General features: G+C 71.4%; 12 protein-coding genes. 5 read left to right on the forward strand and 7 right to left on the reverse strand.

Annotated features, from left to right (window positions below; all coding sequences use genetic code 11):
- Positions 1 to 24: 24 nt before the first annotated feature.
- From JWR33_RS07295 to JWR33_RS07305, 3 genes are read right to left on the reverse strand one after another with little or no spacing between them, the layout of a single operon-like run.
- Complete coding sequence (locus JWR33_RS07295; protein WP_297410597.1) at positions 25 to 669, reverse strand: class II aldolase/adducin family protein; 645 nt, start codon at positions 667 to 669, stop codon at positions 25 to 27.
- On the reverse strand, positions 666 to 1,949 hold the full coding sequence (otnK, locus tag JWR33_RS07300; RefSeq protein WP_297410599.1) for a 3-oxo-tetronate kinase: 1,284 nt from the start codon (positions 1,947 to 1,949) through the stop codon (positions 666 to 668). The genes JWR33_RS07295 and otnK overlap by 4 nt, the downstream gene beginning before the upstream one ends.
- Complete coding sequence (locus tag JWR33_RS07305) at positions 1,946 to 2,737, reverse strand: DeoR/GlpR family DNA-binding transcription regulator (RefSeq protein ID WP_297410600.1); 792 nt, start codon at positions 2,735 to 2,737, stop codon at positions 1,946 to 1,948. The genes otnK and JWR33_RS07305 overlap by 4 nt, the downstream gene beginning before the upstream one ends.
- A gap of 78 nt (positions 2,738 to 2,815) precedes the next feature.
- On the opposite strand from JWR33_RS07305, the gene JWR33_RS07310 reads away from it, so the two are divergent.
- From JWR33_RS07310 to JWR33_RS07325, 4 genes are read left to right on the forward strand one after another with little or no spacing between them, the layout of a single operon-like run.
- Positions 2,816 to 4,321 (forward strand): FGGY family carbohydrate kinase, encoded by a 1,506-nt coding sequence (locus JWR33_RS07310; protein ID WP_297410602.1) that lies wholly within the window; start codon positions 2,816 to 2,818, stop codon positions 4,319 to 4,321.
- Positions 4,318 to 5,217, forward strand: coding sequence for a hypothetical protein (locus JWR33_RS07315; protein ID WP_297410604.1), 900 nt, complete (start codon positions 4,318 to 4,320; stop codon positions 5,215 to 5,217). Before JWR33_RS07310 ends, JWR33_RS07315 begins: the two co-directional genes overlap by 4 nt.
- A complete protein-coding gene (locus JWR33_RS07320; RefSeq protein WP_297410605.1) occupies positions 5,199 to 5,900 on the forward strand; it encodes an aspartate/glutamate racemase family protein in 702 nt (233 codons plus the stop codon). The genes JWR33_RS07315 and JWR33_RS07320 overlap by 19 nt, the downstream gene beginning before the upstream one ends.
- Positions 5,897 to 7,372 carry an alpha-amylase family glycosyl hydrolase gene (locus JWR33_RS07325; RefSeq protein WP_297410607.1) on the forward strand — a complete coding sequence of 492 codons (1,476 nt, stop codon included), beginning with the start codon at positions 5,897 to 5,899 and terminating at the stop codon, positions 7,370 to 7,372. Before JWR33_RS07320 ends, JWR33_RS07325 begins: the two co-directional genes overlap by 4 nt.
- Positions 7,373 to 7,586: 214 nt before the next feature.
- Here the strand turns inward: JWR33_RS07325 and JWR33_RS07330 are convergent, their stop codons facing one another.
- Positions 7,587 to 10,067, reverse strand: coding sequence for a hypothetical protein (locus JWR33_RS07330; protein WP_297410609.1), 2,481 nt, complete (start codon positions 10,065 to 10,067; stop codon positions 7,587 to 7,589).
- 243 nt (positions 10,068 to 10,310) lie between these two features.
- On the opposite strand from JWR33_RS07330, the gene JWR33_RS07335 reads away from it, so the two are divergent.
- On the forward strand, positions 10,311 to 11,699 hold the full coding sequence (locus JWR33_RS07335; protein ID WP_297410611.1) for an extracellular solute-binding protein: 1,389 nt from the start codon (positions 10,311 to 10,313) through the stop codon (positions 11,697 to 11,699).
- A gap of 54 nt (positions 11,700 to 11,753) precedes the next feature.
- Here JWR33_RS07335 and JWR33_RS07340 read toward each other — a convergent pair whose 3' ends face one another.
- From JWR33_RS07340 to JWR33_RS07350, 3 genes are all read right to left on the reverse strand, one after another.
- Positions 11,754 to 11,900, reverse strand: coding sequence for a hypothetical protein (locus tag JWR33_RS07340; protein ID WP_297410613.1), 147 nt, complete (start codon positions 11,898 to 11,900; stop codon positions 11,754 to 11,756).
- Between the two features lie 237 nt (positions 11,901 to 12,137).
- A complete protein-coding gene (locus JWR33_RS07345) occupies positions 12,138 to 13,103 on the reverse strand; it encodes a carbohydrate ABC transporter permease (protein WP_297410615.1) in 966 nt (321 codons plus the stop codon).
- Positions 13,103 to 14,038 carry a sugar ABC transporter permease gene (locus JWR33_RS07350; protein ID WP_297410699.1) on the reverse strand — a complete coding sequence of 312 codons (936 nt, stop codon included), beginning with the start codon at positions 14,036 to 14,038 and terminating at the stop codon, positions 13,103 to 13,105. Before JWR33_RS07350 ends, JWR33_RS07345 begins: the two co-directional genes overlap by 1 nt.
- Positions 14,039 to 14,086: the final 48 nt, after the last annotated feature.

Consider the following 14,086-nt stretch of genomic DNA (forward strand, 5'->3'; position numbering starts at 1 on the left):
ATCGGAAGGGAGTGCGAGCGCGGTTCAGGACGGGCGCGGCAGTGCCGCGACCTGCTCCGGCGTGAGGTGCCGGGCGGGGGAGTCGCGGAGGAGGAGGGTCAGCTGGGCGGCGGTCTCCAGCTCCTCGGCCATGTCGATCGCGACGTCGATGCCCTCCGCCGCGACGACCGAGCCGTGCTGCGCCAGGAGCACGACGGGATTGCCCGCGATCAGGGCGTCGACGCCGGCGGCGAGTTCGGCAGTGCCGGGGGCGGCGTAGCCGGCCACGGGAACGGCGCCGAGGCGCATCAGCCGATAGGGGGTGAGCGGGGGAAGCGGGGCGGTGCCGTCAGGGGCGGGCGGAAGGCAGGCGATCGCGGTCGCGTACGGCGAGTGCAGATGCACGACCGCGGTCGCCGAGGGGCGGCGCCGGTAGACCGCCAGATGCAGGGGCAGCTCCTTCGATGGCCGCGGTCCGGCCGGGGTGGCGTCGCCCGGGTCAGCGTCCAGCGCGACGAAGGCGATCTCCTCCTCGGTGACCCGGCTGAGGCTGGACCCGGTCGGTGTGATGAGCAGCTGGTCGCCGAGGCGCACGCTGAGGTTGCCGGAGCTGCCGGGCGACAGGCCGCGGCGTGCGAGGTGCCGCGCCGCGCGCACCAGGTCGGAGCGTGCGGCATCGAGAGCGGTCATGGTGCGGTCTCCCAGGCGGTCGTGAACAGGTCGGGAGAGCCGAAGTTGCCGGACTTCAGCAGCAGGGCGACGGTCGGCGCGCCCGGGACGGCGGATGCGCTGCCGGTGGTCCAGGGCACGCCGGGGGCGGCGATCGCCCCGACGGACAGACGGCGCATGCCGAGAGCGGCCACCGTGGCGCCGGAGGTCTCCCCGCCGGCAACGACGATCCGCCGGACGCCGAGCTCCCGCACGGCGGCGACGGCGATTTCGCCGAGCGCGGATTCGACCAGCTCGGCCGCCCGCTGGACGCCGAGGGTCGCCTGCACCTCGCGCACACGGTCCGGCTCGGCGGTGGCGGAGACCAGAGGCGACTCGCCCGGGGCCGCGGCGAGGGCCTCGCGCAGCGCCTGCAGGAGGGAGGACACCCCCTCCTCGGCGATCCGGAGCGGGTCGAGGGTCATGACCCGGCCCGGGAACGCGGCGACCTGCTCGCGGGTGCGCGCAGAACCGCTGCCGCTGAGGATGAGCCGGCCGCCGTGCGGCACCTCCCCCGCCGCACCCGCAGCAGGGCCGCGTGCCGCCCGGCGCGCCAGCGCGACCGCGAGCCCCGCGCCCCCGCCGAGGACGAGGGGCGTGCGGACCTGTTCGAGCGCCTCGGCGACTCGGTCGAGGTCGCTGTCCTCGATCGCGTCGACGAGGAGATGGCGGGCGCCCGCGGCCAGGCGCGCCCGGATGCCGTCCGCGATGGAGCCCGGTGCCGAGCGCACGACGGTCAGAGGAAGGAGGGCCACCGCGCCCGCGGTCTGCCGGCCGAGGACGGCCACCAGATCGCTGTCCCGCATCGGCGTCAGCGGGTGGTCCCGCATCGGCGACTCGGACAGCAGCCGGTCGCCGACGAACAGGTGGCCGAAGTACTGCGTGCGCCGGACCGCGGGCGTCGCCGGCGTGCCGAGGGTCATGCCGCCGATGGATTCCGCCAGCGCATCGGCGATGGGTCCGATGTTGCCCGAGTCGGTGGAGTCGAACGTCGAGCAGTACTTCTGGTAGATCTGCCCGGTGCCCCGCCCCCGGAGCCATGCGGCCGCAGCTCGAGCCGCGCCCACCGCCTCCGCGGCGGGCACCGTCCGGATCTTGAGGCCCACCACGATGCACTCGTCGGGCCCCCCCGCCGGATCGTCCGCCCCCTCCGGGACGCCCAGCACGATGCTCGTGCGCACGCCGGTCTCGGCGATGCCGCCGGCGACATCGCACGCGCCGGTCACGTCGTCGGCGATCACGCCGAGCCAGGGCGCGGTCATCGCGCGGCCTCGGCCGGGCCGCCGACGCAGAGGACATCGGGGGCGTCGGCGAGGATCTCCCGCTGCTCCGAGTCCAGGTCGTCGCCGGTGATCACGAGATCGATCGAGCCGAGGGAGGCGAAGCGCATCGGGGCGCGCGCGCCGATCTTGGCGGAGTCCACCAGCAGGATCGTCCGGCGCGCGCCCGCCGCCATCGCCTGCTTGATCTCCGCGTCGAGATCGTTCGCGCAGAGCACGCCGGTCGCATCGACGGCGGTGGCGGACAGGACGGCGACGTCGGGCGAGATGCGGCTGAGCCCGTCCCGGACGCTCTGCCCGGTGAAGGAGCGCGTGTCACGGAGGTAGGTGCCGCCCAGGCCGATGAGCGACAGGTCGTCGCGCTCCGTGCAGGTGGCGATCACCGGCACGGAGTGGGTGACCACGGTGATGCCGGGGGAGAGCAGGCTGGCGACCCCGGCGACAGTCGTGCCCGCGTCGAGCGCTACCGTGGCGGACCCCTCGAGTTCCCGCGCGCAGGCTGCGGCGATGGCGGCCTTCTGCCGGGATGCGCGGTGGTCCCGCTCCTCGAACGGCAGGCCGCGGGCGCCGCCGACGGGAAGACTCGCTCCGCCCGCGACCCGCCGGGCGTGACCCTCGTGGTGGAGCTGGCGGAGGTCGCGCCGGATCGTCATCTCGGAGACGCCGAACTCCTCGGCGACGGAGGCGGAGGAGACGTAGCCGTCGGCACTCAGCCGGCGGAGCAGCTCGGCCCGGCGTGCGGGCGCCTCCGTGTAGCGCACGTAGTTCATCCAACCGGGCTACGGGAAATCTTGTCAATGGAGGAACAGAACTTGACGCTCTTGTCAGAAAGCGAACAGAATTAGCGGGTGACCAGCGAAGCCGCCGGCGATTCCCCGCGCCCGGGAGTCGTCGCCCTCGGCATCGACATCGGCAGCACCAACATCAAGGCATCGCTGGTCTGCATCGGCGCTGCGGTGATCGAGATCGCGGTCTGCAGCACCCCCACTCCGCCCGGCGCAGACGAGCTGATCCGGGCGACGGTCGACCTGGTTCGCAGCGTGCTCGTCTCGGCTCCCGAGGCTCCGGCCGCCGTCGGCATCGCCTCGATGGCGGAATCGGGCGTGCCCCTCGGCGAGGACGACCGGCCGCTCCGGCCCGTGCTGCGGTGGGACGGCAACGACGACGTCAGCGATCTCACTGCCCTCCTTGCCACTCTGGGCGAGGCTGACGTCTTCGCCGCGACAGGTGTCCCCGCCCTGCCGAAGGCGCCGCTCGCGATGTGGGCGCGCCTGCGACGAACGGACCCTCAGCTCTGGTCGAAGGTCCACAGGTGGGCTGGCGTCGCCGACCTGGTGGGGCTCGCGCTCACCGATGTCCTCGCGACCGACCACACCCTCGCGGCGCGGACCATGGCGTACCGCATGGCCGACCTGCCCCGGTCCTTCGACGGGGACCTGCTCGCCGCCGTCGGGCTGACGCCCACCCAGCTTCCGGCGGTGCGCCGTCCGGGCGAACCGGTCGGCGGGGTGACCGAGACGGCGTCCCGCACCACCGGCCTCGCCCCGGGCACCCCCGTCTACATCGCCGGCCACGACCACGCGGTCGGCGCCTGGGCCGCCGGCGTGCGCCGGCCCGGTGAGGTCGCCGACTCCCTCGGCACCGCTGAGGCGCTGGTCCGGGTTCTGGCGAGCGACCCCGATCCGGAATCGGTCCGCGGCAGCGGGATGAGCATCACGCGGACGGTCACCGGCGAGCCCGCCCTGCTCGCCGGCTCCGCCAATGCGGGGTCCTTCGTGCGGTGGTGGTTCGCCCATCGCATCGGCGCCCGGGAGGCGGGCGAGGTGCTGGACGATCTGGCGCGGCTGCCGCAGGAGCCCACGGGACTCCTGGTGCTCCCCTACCTGAACGGGCGGCAGACTCCCAGTCCGGACCGCCGGTCCGACGTGCGAGTGCTCGACGACACCGGCACCGAGATCCAGCCGCGCGGCCGGGACGTCGCGGTCCTCGCGCGCGCCATGCTCGAGGGGGTCGCGTTCCACGCCCGCTGGATGCTCGAGGAGCAGATCCGGGTGGCGGGTCCGGCCACGGCGCCTCTCCGGATCCTCGGCGGGCCGGGCGGCGGGAACCGCCCCTGGATGGATGTGAAGGCCCGGGTGTTCTCTCTCGACTCGGTGCTCGTGACCGTCTCTGAGCCGGTTGCCTCCGGTGCGGCGCTCCTGGCCGCGACCCGCGCCGGGCTCCTGCCCGCCGACCCTCCCGTGCTCGCAGCGACGCCGCTGGTCCGAGACCCCCAAGACCCCTACCAGCAGATGTTCGAGCGGTTCGTGGCGGCGGCACGCGGTGCCACGCCCGCTCGCGAAGGAGAGAGATGACCGACACCACCCCCACGCTCGACGCGATCGCCCGGCCCGGCGGCGGCTTCGCCATGGTCGCGATGGACCAGCGGGAGAGCCTGCGAGCCATGTTCGACGCAGCAGGCTCGGGGCGCCCGGAGAACGAGGTGCTCGTCCGGTTCAAGCTCGATGTGGCGGAGACGCTCGGCGACCTCGCCTCCGGGTTCCTCATCGACCGGCACTACGGCTTCGACCGGGTGCGCTCGTCCGGGACCCTTCCCGAGAGCGCCGGACTGATCCTCGCCGCCGATGCCTTGCAGCAGGAGGACCGCGGACCGGTGGAGGAGACCGAGCTCGATGAGGTGGTGACGGGCGGCGACACCGACCTCGCCGGTGTGAGCGCGCTGAAGCTCCTCATCATCTGGCGCCGTGACGCTCGCCGCGAGCATCGGGTGGGGCTCGCCCAGCGCTTCATCAGGCGCTCCGCAGAGCTCGGACTGCTGTCCGTGCTCGAGCCCGTCGTGCGCGCGACTCCCGAGGAGCTCGATGCCGGCACCTGGGACATGGACGAGGCGATCGTGGAGGCGGCGCGCGAGCTGTCCCCCCTCCGCGCCAGTCTCTACAAGGCGCAGGTGCCGATGGCGGGCAGCGGCACTCCCGAAGAGCAGCATGCGGCCAGCGAGAAGCTCGGCGCAGCCGTGCAGGGTCCCTGGGTCGTCCTGTCGCAGGGCGTCGACCGGGACCGGTTCCTGCCCGCCGTGGACGCGGCCTGCCGCGCCGGCGCGAGCGGCTTCCTGGCCGGACGCGCGCTCTGGAGCGACGTGGTCGGTGCGGAGGACGTGCCTGCCCGGCTCCGGGAGCTGTCCCGTCCCCGGCTGGAGAAGCTGATCGAGGTCGTGGACGCCCAGGCGCGCCCGTGGAGCGACGCACGATGACCGGGCGGCTGGGTCTGCTGCACACCGTCCCCGCGCTCGCCGGGACCTTCGACGAGCTGCTGGGAGGGTCGGGAGTGGATGCCGACGTTGTGCACGTCGTGGACGCCGGACTGCTGAGGGCGGCGATGGATCACGGGGTGGACGACGCCGTTCGCGCCGAGGTGCTCCGGCATCTCCGGCATCTCGCCGATGACGGCGCCGACGCCATCCTCGTGACCTGCTCCTCCATCGGCGAGGCCGTCGACGCGGCGTCCGCCCACATCGCGGTGCCCGTGCTCCGGGTGGACGCGCCGATGGCGGACGAGGCCATCGCGATCGCGGCGGAGCGGGCGCCGGAGGGGCGGGTGGCCCGGGTGGCCGTCCTCGCGACCCTCGCGGCGACGCTCGGGCCGACCGGACGGCTGCTCGAGTCGCGCCTCGCCGCCGCACCGCGCGAGGTGCAGGTGGAGGCGAGCGTGGTCGAAGGAGCTGCCGCGGCCCGGAAGGCGGGCGACCAGACCACGCACGACCGGCTGGTGGCGGAGGCGATCCAGGCGGCGGCCGCACGTGCCGACGTGGTCGTGCTTGCGCAGGCCTCGATGGCCGGGGCAGTCCGCGGCATGGAGCTGGCGACGCCCGTGCTGACCTCGCCGGAGGGTGGCGTGGCCTCGCTCGTCGACGCGCTCGCGGCGGGCACGCGATGAGCGGCGGCGTGCAGCTGCTCGCCTACGCGGACCGTCTGGGCGGCAGCATCGCCGGCGTGGGGGAGCTCCTCGACGGGCCGCTCGCCGCATTCGACGGGGTGCACCTGCTGCCCTTCTTCGTGCCGTTCGACGGCGACGACGCCGGATTCGACCCGGTGGACCATGGCTCCGTCGACCCGCGGCTGGGCACCTGGGACGACGTGCGGCGCATCGCACGCACCCGCGAGGTGACCGCGGACCTCATCGTCAACCACGTCTCCGCGGACTCCGCCGAGTTCGCCGACTGGCTGGCGCACCAGGAGCTGTCGCCCCACGACGGCATGTTCCTCACCTTCGACACGGTGTTCCCGGACGGCGCGAGCGAGGCGGACATCACCGCGTTCTACCGCCCCCGCCCCGGACTGCCGTTCACCGCGTACCGGGCCGGCGACGGCCGTCGGCGGCTCGTCTGGACCACCTTCCTGCCCAGCCAGGTGGACCTCGACGTGCGGCACCCTGCCGCGGTGGCCCATCTGTCCCGGCTCCTCGAGATCCTGCGCGACGGTGGGGTGACCACGGTGCGCCTGGACGCGGTCGGCTACGCGATCAAGACGCCCGGCAGCGACAGCTTCATGACCGAGGAGACGCTCGCGTTCGTGCGCGACATCACCGACCTGGCGCACTCCAGGGGACTGCGGGTGCTGGTGGAGGTGCACGCCCACTACAGCCAGCAGCTTGCGATCGCCCCACTCGTCGACCTGGTCTACGACTTCGCCCTGGCGCCCCTGCTGCTGCACTCCCTGCTCACCGGCACCACCGACCGCCTCGAGTCCTGGCTGCAGATCCGCCCCCGCAACGCGGTGACGGTGCTCGATACCCACGACGGCATCGGCATCATCGACGCGGGTCCGTCGGGCGAGCGAGCGGGACTCCTCGACTTCGAGGAGATGCGGGCGATCTTCGCCGCGGCGGAGACCGCCACGAACGGCCACTCGGCGATCGCGTCGGTGCTGCCCGCGTGGACGGCCCTGCCGCACCAGATCAACGCCGCGTTCTTCAGCGTGCTCGGCGCGGACCCGACCCGCTACCTCCTCTGCCGCGCCGTGCAGCTCTTCCTGCCCGGCACCCCGCAGATCTACTACGTCGGCCTCCTCGGTGGCCTGGACGACGTCGCGCTCTTCGCCCGCACGGCGGTGGGCCGCGACGTGAACCGCCACTACTACGACGCCGCGGAGCTCGCAGGCGCGCTCAGCGGCGAGGTGGCGCAGGCGATCCTCGGCCTCGTCCGGCTGCGCAGCTCGCCGGCGTTCGCAGGCGAGTTCTCGTCGGGCCGAGACGCGGAGGGGCTGCGACTCGCCTGGACCGGGGACGACGCGTCGGCGGTGCTCCGCGTGCGGGTGGCTCCCGGCGACGTGGGCTTCTCGATCGAGACGGCGCAGGGGGAGTCCCGGCGGCGCTACGACAGCGTTCGCGGGCTGGCGAACGTGCCGTAGGCGGCTTCCTCCGACGGCCGCTCGGACCCGGGCGCCCCGGATCGGCCTCCGCCACAGCCGATTCGCTCCAGCCGGCTGTCCGCCTCGGGCGCCTCCTCGTCGGTCGCGTCGCCTCCTCCGTTGCTGCTGCTCCCGCGTCGACTGCGGTCGGCCCTCGACGTCCGCGACGTCCTCCGCGTGCACCAGCGGGTCTGGCCCCGGGACGCGCAGTTGGTCAGGGGGCGCTGCGGCGCGCGGTGAGCTCAGCCAGGCCGTGGGGCGGCACGGTCACCGTCCCCGCGTCGAACGACACGCCCTCGCCGTCCCACTCCACGTGCGCGGCGACCGGCTCGCTTCCCGGGTTGCGGAGTCGGATGCGGACCCCGCCGTCGCCGGTGGGGCGCAGCTCTGCCAGGAGCCGGTCCGCCGGCTCGACCCGCAGCCCCGAGCCGCCGTCGAGCGACACCGGGCCCGCGTAGCTGCGGCTCTGCAGCGGAAGCAGCAGGTCGCGGCCGAACCGCTCCACCTGCTCACGCTCGAGCTCCGCGACCGGGGTGAACCGGTAGCGGTAGCGGCCGGTCCCCTCCTGCCGCGCCTGGAAGTTGGTGAAGTGCAGGTTGTTCATCAGCCAGCTGTTCACGTGACCGACCGGCGCGACGAGGGCGTGCGCCCACTCGCCGGTGTGGAAGCCGCCGAGCTGCACGAGCGGGACGTCGCGCGTGCCCCAGAGCACCCCGCCTGCGGCACCGGAGACGCCGACCGCGTGCTGGATGGAGAACCAGTCCTCGCTCGTGTCGGGCAGCTGCTCGGTGTGCGCCTCATACACGGCGCCCGCGGTCTCGAGGAGGAAGTGCGGGTCGGCGACCGCGAACGGGAAGGCCACGAAGACGCTCTCCGGGCCGAAGACCTCCGGCTTGACGAGGTCGACGTCGAGGTCCACGAGGTCCAGGTCGTCGTAGAGCCGCAGGGTGGCCGAGATCGACGGGATCCTGGGGGCGGTGGACGTCCAGCGGATCTCCACGCCGCCCGGGGTCCGCCGCACCTCCGGCTCGGCGTCGCCGCGTGCGGGCGTGCGCTCGAAGTCCGGGCCGGGGTGGTCCGGGTGGAAGTCCTTCGGGCTGCGGATCACCATCGGGTGGGTGCTGCCGGCGGGAACCTGCTCCACCACGACCGCGCCCAGGCCGTGGCCGGCGTCCTGGTCGACGAGCTCGCGGCCGGTGGCGAGGTCCACGAGCGAGACCACTCCGCCGCGCGCCGGGTCGACCCTCGCCTCGTAGCGGGCGGTGCGGATCGTGCGGCCGGAGCTCGCTGGCGGAAGCGGGTCGGGGACGTCGAGCACCTTGATGCCGAACGCCGGCACGTCGCGGGCGACGATCGTGGCCTCCCTCGCGCCGTCGATCTCGACCGTCACGGGCTCGGTCCGCCGACTCTCCGTGGGGTTGACCACCACGATGGACCGCTCGGTGCGCTCGCCGTCGCCGCCACTCGCGGCGAGTCGGAAGAGCCCTTCGATCGCGAGATCGCGGGCGTGGTCGTAGGCGCCGAAGGCGAAGCCCGCCTTCGCGTTCCAGTGCGAGTGGCTGAAGAACGAGTGCGGCTTGGAGTAGGTCTCCCATGAGCCCCAGGTGTGCTCGGTGAAGAGGAGCAGCTCGTCGTCGACCTCGGCCAGGTCGCGGCTGATCTCCTCGCCCGAGCGCAGCCGGACCGGTCCCCGGCGATAGCCGAGCACGGTCGCCAGCTCGGTCGGGCCATCGCCCCGCAGTCGGGTGAGCGCGAGCGAGGCCTGAGCAGTGAGGGCGAAGGACCGGGCCTCCCGGTAGACGGCCAGCTCCCGAGCGGTGGAGCCGTGCCCGTGCGACCACCAGTCGGACCACTCCCCCCGCACGACCGGGATGTCCGCCTCGGCCGCCTGGGCGATCAGCTCGTCCAGGGCGGCATCCATGGTCGCAGTCACCATCGGGGTCTCGGGGTGGCGCTGGTTCCAGTGCCGGACCACGTCGAGGAACAGGGCAGTCGGCCACCGGTTGTCGTTGGCGGCGTGCACGATCGCCGCGTCGTACGGATAGTCGTCGCGCGCCGCGAGGCCCTCGAGGAACTGCTCGATGCGCTGCCCGGCCAGCTCGAGATCGGCGTCGATGATGCCCCACTCCTCGCCGAACCCGTAGTGCGTGGAGAGCCACACGAAGATCCGTCCGCCGTCGGGCCCCTCCCACCAGAAGCCGGTGGGCTGCGGGAACGGCGGCCGGCCGTGGTCGGGGTTCAGGGCCATCACGAGCCGCTGGATGCCGGCCCGGCGCATGGCGGGGACGGCGCCCCAGGAGAGCCCGTTGACGTCGCCGTGCTGCTCGGTGCGCACCGGGATGCCCGCAGCCGCCAGCGCCGCGAGCCGGTCGTAGGCTCCGTCGAGCTCCGGCTGCGACGCGAGCTGGGTGTTGTTGAGGTAGCCCCCGGTCACTGCGATGGCTCCCTGATCCACCAGGGAGCGGAGCCGCCGGGCATCGGCGGGGGAGGCCTGCTGGAGGAAGCGGAGCACCGGTCGCGCCACTTCGAAGGTCCAGCGGAACCGGTCCGGCCCCTCTTCGGCATGCGATTCGCAGAGCTCGAGGACCGCGCCGACGATGCGCTCGTGCATCCGATCGATGATCCGCGGACTGTTCGTGTAGCCCACGTCGTGGTGGGTGTGGCCGACGAGGAACACTTTCCGAATGGCGCTCACGGAGCTCCTTTGCCCTCTCGTTTCTGAGATCGTTCCCACACCAGCGTAGTGAGCACCTCGCGACCCGGACAAGCCGGGAAGTGGCGACTTTGTCACGAATTGCTTGCTTCTCGACGCGGCATCTTGTGAGCCTTCGCTCTCTCGGTCATACTCCAACCTGGGAAGGATTCCAGATACAGCTCGGGAGCCTGCCCTCCACAGTGAGCGACGATGCCGCTGCGGATCTCTCGTGAAGGGAAACTGATGAAGAAGAGGCAAAGGATCCTCCTGGCCGTCACTGCGGTGGCATCGATCGCGGCCTTGACCGCGTGTGGCAGCGGGGGAGGCGGCGGCGGCGCAAGCGGCAGCGCCGGCAGCGGGACGGACTTCTCCGGAAAGCCCACTGGCGCGCTCAACGCGTGGGGCTTCGAGAACGCGGACGACGTGGGCCAGTCCCGCCTCGACTACGCAGCGCAGCAGCTGTCGGACGTGAAGATCAGCATCGAGGCGACCGCCTTCGATGCGCAGAAGTTCACTGCGGCGACCGCGAGCGGCAACGTTCCCGACGTCGTCCAGATGAGCTCGCAGTACGTCGGCACGTTCGCGGCTCAGGGCCTGATCGAGCCCCTCGACGAGTGCCTCGCGGCGAACAAGGTCGAGAGCAGCCACTGGTACGACGCGGTCGTCAAGGACGTCACCTACGACGGCCACATGTACGCGGTGCCGCAGTTCTACCAGCCGCCGGCACTCATCGTGAACACGCGACTCCTCGACGCCGCCGGGCTCACCCCCGCGGACATCGACACGTCCAACCGTGACGGTCTCGTCGCAGCGGTGAAGAAGCTCTACAAGGAGAGCGGCGGCAACCCGTCGACCCTCGGCATCATGCCCGACCTTCCGGGCCAGGCCGGCCTCTGGTTCGTCGCCAATGGGGGCGCCCTGATGGACGCCGACGGCAAGCCCACGCTGGACGACCCGGCCAACGTCGACGAGCTGACCTACCTCAAGACGCTCATGGACGCCCAGGGCGGCTTCGCCAAGGACAAGAGCTTCATCGACACCTTCGACATGTTCGGTGCGGAGAACCAGTTCGTGAAGGACCAGGTCGCCTCCGGGGTCTACGCCCAGTGGTACCCGAACGTCCTCGCGGCAACGCAGAAGGACATCACGATCAACGCGGTCCCGTTCAAGGACAAGGACGGCAACGACTTCACGGTCGCGAGCGGCACCGCCTTCGTGATCCCCGTCGGAGCCAAGAACCCGGCCGCCGCGTGCGCCTGGGCTCTCAACCTGACCTCGGACGAGGCGTGGATGGCTGCTGGTGACGCCCGTGCGGCGACCATCAAGGCCGACCCGGACCCGAACCGCATGAACACCGGCCTGTTCACCGGTTCGCCCACGGCTGACCAGGCGATCCGCGACAAGTACGTGGTGCCGACCGGCAACGCCGACTTCGACCAGGTCATCAACACCTACTACCAGGTGGTCGGTGCGGGCCAGTCCTACGGCGCCTCCGCTGCGGGCCTCGAGATCCAGACGGAGCTCCAGACCGCGGTGACCGCGGCCCTGAACGGTGAGAAGGACCCGGCCGCGGCACTCGCCGACGGCCAGGCCGCCGCTCTCCGCGCATGGGAGACCACGACCGGAAAGTAGTCCGACCGACACACGCGGGGCGGTCCTCCTTCGGGAGGGCCGCCCTTCGTCGCGTCAGACGGGCAGCAGAGGCTCGCGGGCCGCCGGAAGGGTCACCTCGAGCGCGTCGCCCGGACCCACGGTGCCGCCGACGAGGACGCCCGCCCTGCGCACGGTGCCGCGCGTCCTCGTCCCGGCCGACGAGCTCGCGGAGGAGCCCATCCTCGAAGCGGTCGATCTGGAGGCAGGGATTGCGCAGGCCGGTGATCTGAATGGGCCGCCGGCTTGCTGAATCGATGCCGCTCATCCCGGCTCACCGCCACGACGTGCGCCGCTGGGCTGTTCGCCACCTCGCCATCCTGCCGCCCGCTCGGGATCCGCGCTCCCCACTCCCGCTCCCGAACAGAGAAGAGCCCCCGTCCACCGGACGAGGGCTCCTCTCCCGAGCTCGAACGGGATCTACCCCTTCCGTCCCTGGGTGGCGATGCCTTCGATGAAGTACCGCTGACCGAAGGCGAACAGGATGAGCATCGGCAGGGTCACGATGACCGCTGCCACCATCACCCACTGGTAGTCGCCCTGGCCGCCGTTGCCGGGGCTGTAGGCGGTCATCGCGTAGGAGATGCCGAGCGGGACCGTGAAGTTCTCGATCGACCCGAAGTTCAGGTAGATCAGGGGTGCCTGCAGGTTGTTCCAGCTCGCCTGGAACTCGAAGATGAACACGATGATGAACGACGGGATCGACAGCGGTGCCGCGATCCGCCAGAACAGGCCCCAGTAGCTGGCGCCGTCCATGCGCGCCGCCTCGAACAGCTCCCGTGGCAGCCCCAGGAAGAACTGGCGCTGCAGGAAGATGTAGAAGGCCGAACCGAAGAGGTTCGCTCCCCAGAGAGGCACCGTGGTGCCCACGAGGTGCAGGTTGTTCCAGATCAGGTAGGTCGGGATCAGGGTGACCGCGCCCGGCAGCATCATGGTGGCGAGGATGAGGCCGAACAGCTGGTTGCGGAACGGGAACTTGAAGTACGCGAAGCCGAACGCGACGATCGAGCTGGACAGGGTCACGAGCGTCGCCGCGAGGACCGCGATCAGGATGCTGTTGCCCATCCAGCTGAGCAGGGGCAGCTTGTCCCAGGCTTCCGCGTAGTTCTGCGGGTTGAACGTGTTCGGGATGATCCGGTTGTCGAACACCTCGCCGCGCGGCTTGAAGCTCGCGGAGATGAGCCACAGGAACGGGTAGAGGAACCCGAAGGCGAAGGCGACGAGCACGACCCAGAGGATCGCCTTGACGATGGTGTCCTTCACCCGGCCGGGCGTCTCGCCGACAGGCCTGCTGTCGTTCGCGGGGTTGCCGCCGCTCTCCTCGACTCCGATCGCCTGGACGCGAGGGTCGACTGTGGCGTTGGCTGTGCCGATGACGTTGCTCATCAGTCCTTGTCTCCCTCGTAGTAGACGAACCGGTTGCCGAACTTCACCTGGATGAAGGTGATGATCATGATGATCACGAAGATCAGCCATGCCATCGCCGCCGCGAAGCCGAAGTTGAAGCTGCGGAACGCCTGCTGGAACAGGTACACCGCGTAGAACAGCGAGGCTTCGGGCGACGCGTTCGTCTGGTTGCGCCAGAAGAGCAGGAACGCCTGGTCGAACACCTGCAGTGCGGCGATCGTGAGGACGAGCACGTTGAAGAAGATCGTGCCCGAGATCATCGGCACCGTGATGTTCCAGAACTGGCGCACCTTGCCTGCGCCGTCCAGCGAGGCGACCTCGTAGAGGTCACGCGGCACGTTCTTCAGGGCGGCGAGGAAGATGATCATCGTCCCGCTCACGCCCCAGAGGGTCATGATCACGATCGACGGCTTCACCCAGGCCGGGTCCGTGAGCCACTGCGGCCCCTGGATCCCGATCAGCGCCAGGCCGCGGTTGATGGCCCCGTAGTTGCCGTTGAGCAGCAGCAGGAAGACCGACGCCGCGGCGACCGACGGGGTCATCTTGGGGAGGTAGTAGAGGGTGCGGAAGATGCCGGCTCCCCGGCCCACCCGGTTGAGGAGCATTGCGAGGAACAGCGCGAACATGATCTCGAGCGGCACGGCGAGGATCGCGAAGAACAGCGTGTTGCCGAGCGACATCATCACCTTGGGGTCCTCGAACAACTGGTTGTAGTTGTCGAACCCGACCGGCGTCGCCGTGTTCTGCGCGAGGTTGAACCGGCTGAAGGAGATGACCAGGCTGTAGATCATCGCGCCGAGCGTGAAGACCAGGAAGCCCACGATCCAGGGGGCGATGAAGAGGTAGCCGGCCACGGCCTCTCGCCGGTTGAACTTCCGCTTGTGGACCTGCCTGGGAGCCGGGGTCGTCGGCACCGGGGCCGCTGCCTCTGACTTGGACGCCACCGCGGTCACGGCCGAGGT

The sequence above is a fragment of the Naasia sp. genome (assembly GCF_025465545.1).
In the GTDB taxonomy this organism is placed as follows: domain Bacteria; phylum Actinomycetota; class Actinomycetes; order Actinomycetales; family Microbacteriaceae; genus Naasia.

Coding starts and splice junctions, on each gene's coding strand:
- JWR33_RS07295 (WP_297410597.1), bottom strand. CDS start 669: ATGACCGCTCTCGATGCCGCACGCTCCGACCTGGTGCGCGCGGCGCGG.
- otnK (WP_297410599.1), bottom strand. CDS start 1,949: ATGACCGCGCCCTGGCTCGGCGTGATCGCCGACGACGTGACCGGCGCG.
- JWR33_RS07305 (WP_297410600.1), bottom strand. CDS start 2,737: ATGAACTACGTGCGCTACACGGAGGCGCCCGCACGCCGGGCCGAGCTG.
- JWR33_RS07315 (WP_297410604.1), top strand. CDS start 4,318: ATGACCGACACCACCCCCACGCTCGACGCGATCGCCCGGCCCGGCGGC.
- JWR33_RS07325 (WP_297410607.1), top strand. CDS start 5,897: ATGAGCGGCGGCGTGCAGCTGCTCGCCTACGCGGACCGTCTGGGCGGC.
- JWR33_RS07335 (WP_297410611.1), top strand. CDS start 10,311: ATGAAGAAGAGGCAAAGGATCCTCCTGGCCGTCACTGCGGTGGCATCG.
- JWR33_RS07340 (WP_297410613.1), bottom strand. CDS start 11,900: ATGGGCTCCTCCGCGAGCTCGTCGGCCGGGACGAGGACGCGCGGCACC.
- JWR33_RS07345 (WP_297410615.1), bottom strand. CDS start 13,103: ATGAGCAACGTCATCGGCACAGCCAACGCCACAGTCGACCCTCGCGTC.